The organism is Micromonospora sp. NPDC047753, assembly GCF_040642735.1.
Lineage (GTDB): Bacteria > Actinomycetota > Actinomycetes > Mycobacteriales > Micromonosporaceae > Micromonospora.
Genome location: NZ_JBEYSL010000572.1, coordinates 1 through 3,901, shown reverse-complemented (window position 1 = coordinate 3,901; position 3,901 = coordinate 1). Strand labels below are relative to the sequence as shown.

The following is a 3,901-nucleotide window of genomic DNA, read 5'->3' as shown; positions in this document are numbered from 1 at the left end:
ACCTCCATCCTCGCGCTCCGCGACGTGGCCTCATCATGACCAGACACTGTGGAGCCGCCGAGGGGGCGCAACGCCGAGCGAATTGATCATCGTTTGGGCTTCGGCTATCGTCCGCGTCCGTGAAATCTTCCCGTCTTGCCTCCGCCATGTTGATCCTCGCCGTTTCGACGACCCTCGCCGCCTGTGGCGACGCCGACAAGGCGACGACCGCAGGATCCACCACGCCCGCTGCCACCTCCGCAGCCCCGTCCGCGGTGGCCACCTCCGCTGCCGCCACGCCGGCCTCGTCGCCCGCGGCGGGCGCCGCGAGCGACAAGGAACTCTGCGAGTCGGCGAAGAAGGTCAGCGACGAGATGAAGGCCGAGCTGGTGAAGGTCGCCATGACCGGCGAGGCGTCGGCGGCGGATTACCAGAAGATCCTGAACGACCTGGACAAGAAGATCGCCGTGGTCGCCTCGACCGGCGACGGCAAGGTGGCCACGGCCCTGCGGGCGTTCGGCGCGGAGGCGGCCAAGGCCGCGGCTGCGGCGGACCCGGCTACCGCCGCCGACAACCCGGCCTTCGAGAAGGCCGGCAAGGACATCTCCGCCGCGTGCAAGGCGGCGGGTTTCACGCTGGTCATCTGACCCTCGTGACCCGGTCGCACCGGGTGCGGTGACGGACGGCCCCCACGCCTGAGCGTGGGGGCCGTCGCATCGCAGGCGGTGGTCAGCCGCCGGCGAACGTCGTGTCGACGCCGCACTTGGCGTTCTGGTTGAGGCAGGACTTCACCAGGTCGCCGAGACGCTCCGGTTCCCAGGCGTTCATGAAGTCGCCGTGCATGGATGACGGCTTGCCGGAGGAGAGGCTGAGGCCGTCACCGCCCAGCGACTCGTAGTTGACCATGAAGGAGAGATCCGGAACGGCCACCGGGTACTTGCCGGTGCAGACGCCGTTCACCGGGTCGCCCATGTGCGACTTGTGATCGGGTGAGTCGATGTTCTTGCCGTCCCAGCAGTCCTTGAACACGAGCTGGAAGATCAGGTTGCCGCCGGGGGCGCACTTCGGCCAGTTACCGTCGGCGCTGCGGCCGATCTCGGCGCTACCCGCGCACCAGAACTGGTTACTACCGGCGTTCTTCGGGGTGTCCACCTGCCGCTTGGCGTCACCTTCGACCACCCTCAGGCCCGGCGGGAAGGGCTTGACGGTCGACGGGTCCTTGACCCGCGAGCCGTAGTAGATGCGCATGCTCTTGATCGGCACCGCCTTGCCGTCCTTGCGTAGCTCCGGGGTCCAGTAGGCGCTCTTGTCCCCGGGAGCGTTACAGGTGTTCGCCGCGTCGAACAACGTGTCCGTCGTGGTGAAGGCGTCGATCTTCGGGCCGAAGAAGGTGTGCATGTGCGAGGCGCCAGCGAGACCAGGCAGGACGATCGGATCGTCCGGGGCCGAGTTCGCGACACCGCAGTCGGTGTGGAATTCCGGCACCCGGGTGGTGCCCGGCGGCACCGCCTTCGGCTTCATGGCGTTGAAGGCGGCCAGTTCCCTGCTCCACTGTGCCTGGTCGACGGGCACCCAGCCGCCGGCCGGTGCGCTCGGCGGGACGGACGTCGACGGGGACGCGGACGCGGTGGAACTCGGCGTGGCCGAAGGGGCGGCCGATGTGCTCGGCGTGGCCGACGCGCTGGGCGACGTGCCCTTCGCGGGGCCGAACGTGAACCAGTTCAGGTTCACGAAGTCCGACGTCGAGGCGCTCTTCATGACCGCGAAGACGGTCTGCGCACCGGACGGCAGAGCTGACGCCTTCGCGGTGACGGTCGTCCACTTCTGCCAACCACCGCTCTGCGCGATCGGGAACCCGGCCAGCAGTGGACCGTCCTGCGCGCCGAGGCGCAACTCGACGGTGCCGCCGGCGGCGTTGTGCGAGGCGACCCGGGCCGTCAGGTCGACGCCCGTCACCGACACATTGTCGAAGCGCAGCCAGTCGCCGCTGGCCAGCCAGCCAACGTTACGGCCGCCGTCGGCGTCGCCGGTGCCCTCGGTCTGCGCCCCGGACTGTGCCGCGAAGGCCTCTGCCTGCACCCGGCCAGGCACCGCGACCTCCTCGGCCTGGGCGCCGGCGATGTAGATGCCGCTGCCGGCCAGCGCGGCGGCAACCGCGGAGGCGAGCGTGATGCGAGTGAGGCGACGACGCTTTCGCGCCCGATCCGGCGGTGCGACGTGCGCGGGGGGAGTCCGCATTACCAGTGGTTTCCTTCGAGTCGACGGTGAAGCTCTGTCGGAAGGAGTATGTGCACGTCAGAGGCCTGCATCAACTCGCGGGAAAAGAATTAAGGAGGCCGGTCGACAAGCGCCCTGGCAGCCGGCGCGACGGCTCCGGATGACAATTTTTCGCTCGTGCAGCCTTAAGTTTCCTTTAAGTCCTGCCGCCCGGGTTATGGTGCGATGATTACGAATTTTGAGTAACGAATTGTGGGCGAATTCTCGGTCTCAGCCGCTGACCGGTTCGACGCGGATGGCCGGCGACAGCGCGCGCAGGAAGTCGGGCGCGTCGAACATCTCGCCGGCGGAGGCGACGCCGCTGGTCCTCGTCCGACCATCGAGGACGCGCCCGACCGCTTCCACGGCCAGGGGCGCGCTGACGGCGTAGATGTCCTTGCCACTGGCCATGACACGGCGGCGCGCGTCGCCGCGACGCACTATGACGTCGACCGTGAACGTCTGCGCGGACCGGCCCCGCCCGTCGACCGCGACCGGCGCCGCCGCGGCGGTCAGGTCGCTGGCGGCGTCGACGGTCATGTAGGTGCGGACCTCGGGGATGACCAGGTGACGCGGGATGGTGACGACGTCGGCCATGCTGAACTCCCCGAGGACGCTGCGGCGACCCAACGGCGCGGGGAAGTCCCAGTCCACCCTCGGCAGGTCCCCGCCGGAGTGGTACTCCAACCGGCCGCCGGTGTAGCGGACCCGGCGGCCGGCGCGGCGCTCGCGGGAGACGACGCCCGCGGCGACCGTCCCGGCCGTCGGGTGCCAGCTACTCAGTCCGTACGCGACGTGCGCCTCGTCGGCCGACGCCCAGTCACCCATCGCCGTCGTCGCGAGCAGGTCACCGAGCCCGCCGAAGAAGGCCATCGCCGGGACCACCGCGACACCGGCGGCGCGGGCGCGCTCGGTGAAGTGGGTGAACGTGTCGAGGTTGGCCTCGATCTCGGCCGCCACGTCCACGTACGGGATCCCGGCGCGCAGCGCGGCCTCGATCACACCGGCGGCGGTCGACGCGAACGGCCCCGCGCAGTTGATGACCGCGTCCACACCGGCCAGCGCCGCGTCGAGCGAGGCCGGATCGTCGACCGACGCCACCCGGTAGCCGGGCCCGAACGCCGCCAGCCGGCGCGGGTCACGGCCCACCGGCAGTGCACCGAACCCGCGCTCCCGCAGCTCCGCCATCACGAACCGTCCGGTGTGCCCGTATGCCCCGAACACCGCCACGCTGTAACCCATCGCTGCCCCCTCGAAAGATCGACTGGGTCCAGCCTCCCGCAGCGTCCGGCAACCGGCCAGTGTCGGGAACGCCAACCCCCGTACAGTTTCGGACATGGCCCTTGTCGCGATCGCCGCCACCGGCGGGATGCTGCACTTCGAGCTGGCCCTTGCCTGCGAGGTCTTCGCCCACGACCCCTCCGGCCTGGCCGATCCCTGGTACGACGTGGCGATCTGCGGTCCCGGCCCGGTCCGGGTCGGTCGCTTCCTGCTGACGCCCGACGACGGGTTGGAACGCCTCGCCCGGGCCGACACCGTGATCATCCCGTCGGTCGAGGACGTCGACGGGGACATACCCCCCGACCTGCTCGACGCGGTCCGCGCGGCCCACCTGGCGGGCGCCCGGATGGTCTCGCTGTGCACCGGCGCGTTCGTGCTGGCCGCC

3 protein-coding genes and 1 pseudogene are annotated in these 3,901 nt (G+C 70.2%); 2 read left to right on the top strand and 2 right to left on the bottom strand.

Annotation, left to right across the window (positions count from 1 at the left end; genetic code table 11):
* The first annotated feature begins 119 nt into the window (after nt 1-119).
* A complete protein-coding gene (locus ABZ749_RS31100) occupies nt 120-626 on the top strand; it encodes a hypothetical protein (protein WP_357234029.1) in 507 nt (168 codons plus the stop codon).
* Between the two features lie 82 nt (nt 627-708).
* On the opposite strand, the gene ABZ749_RS31095 is transcribed toward ABZ749_RS31100, so the two are convergent.
* Entirely contained in the window at nt 709-2,217 is a 1,509-nt protein-coding gene (locus ABZ749_RS31095) for a DUF1996 domain-containing protein (protein WP_357234026.1), read from the bottom strand.
* Between the two features lie 249 nt (nt 2,218-2,466).
* Nucleotides 2,467-3,477: an NAD(P)H-binding protein gene (locus ABZ749_RS31090; protein WP_357234023.1), complete on the bottom strand. Its 1,011-nt coding sequence runs from the start codon at nt 3,475-3,477 to the stop codon at nt 2,467-2,469.
* Between the two features lie 94 nt (nt 3,478-3,571).
* Here ABZ749_RS31090 and ABZ749_RS31085 point away from each other — a divergent pair.
* A pseudogene (locus ABZ749_RS31085) lies at nt 3,572-3,901 on the top strand (AraC family transcriptional regulator); the annotation flags it as partial.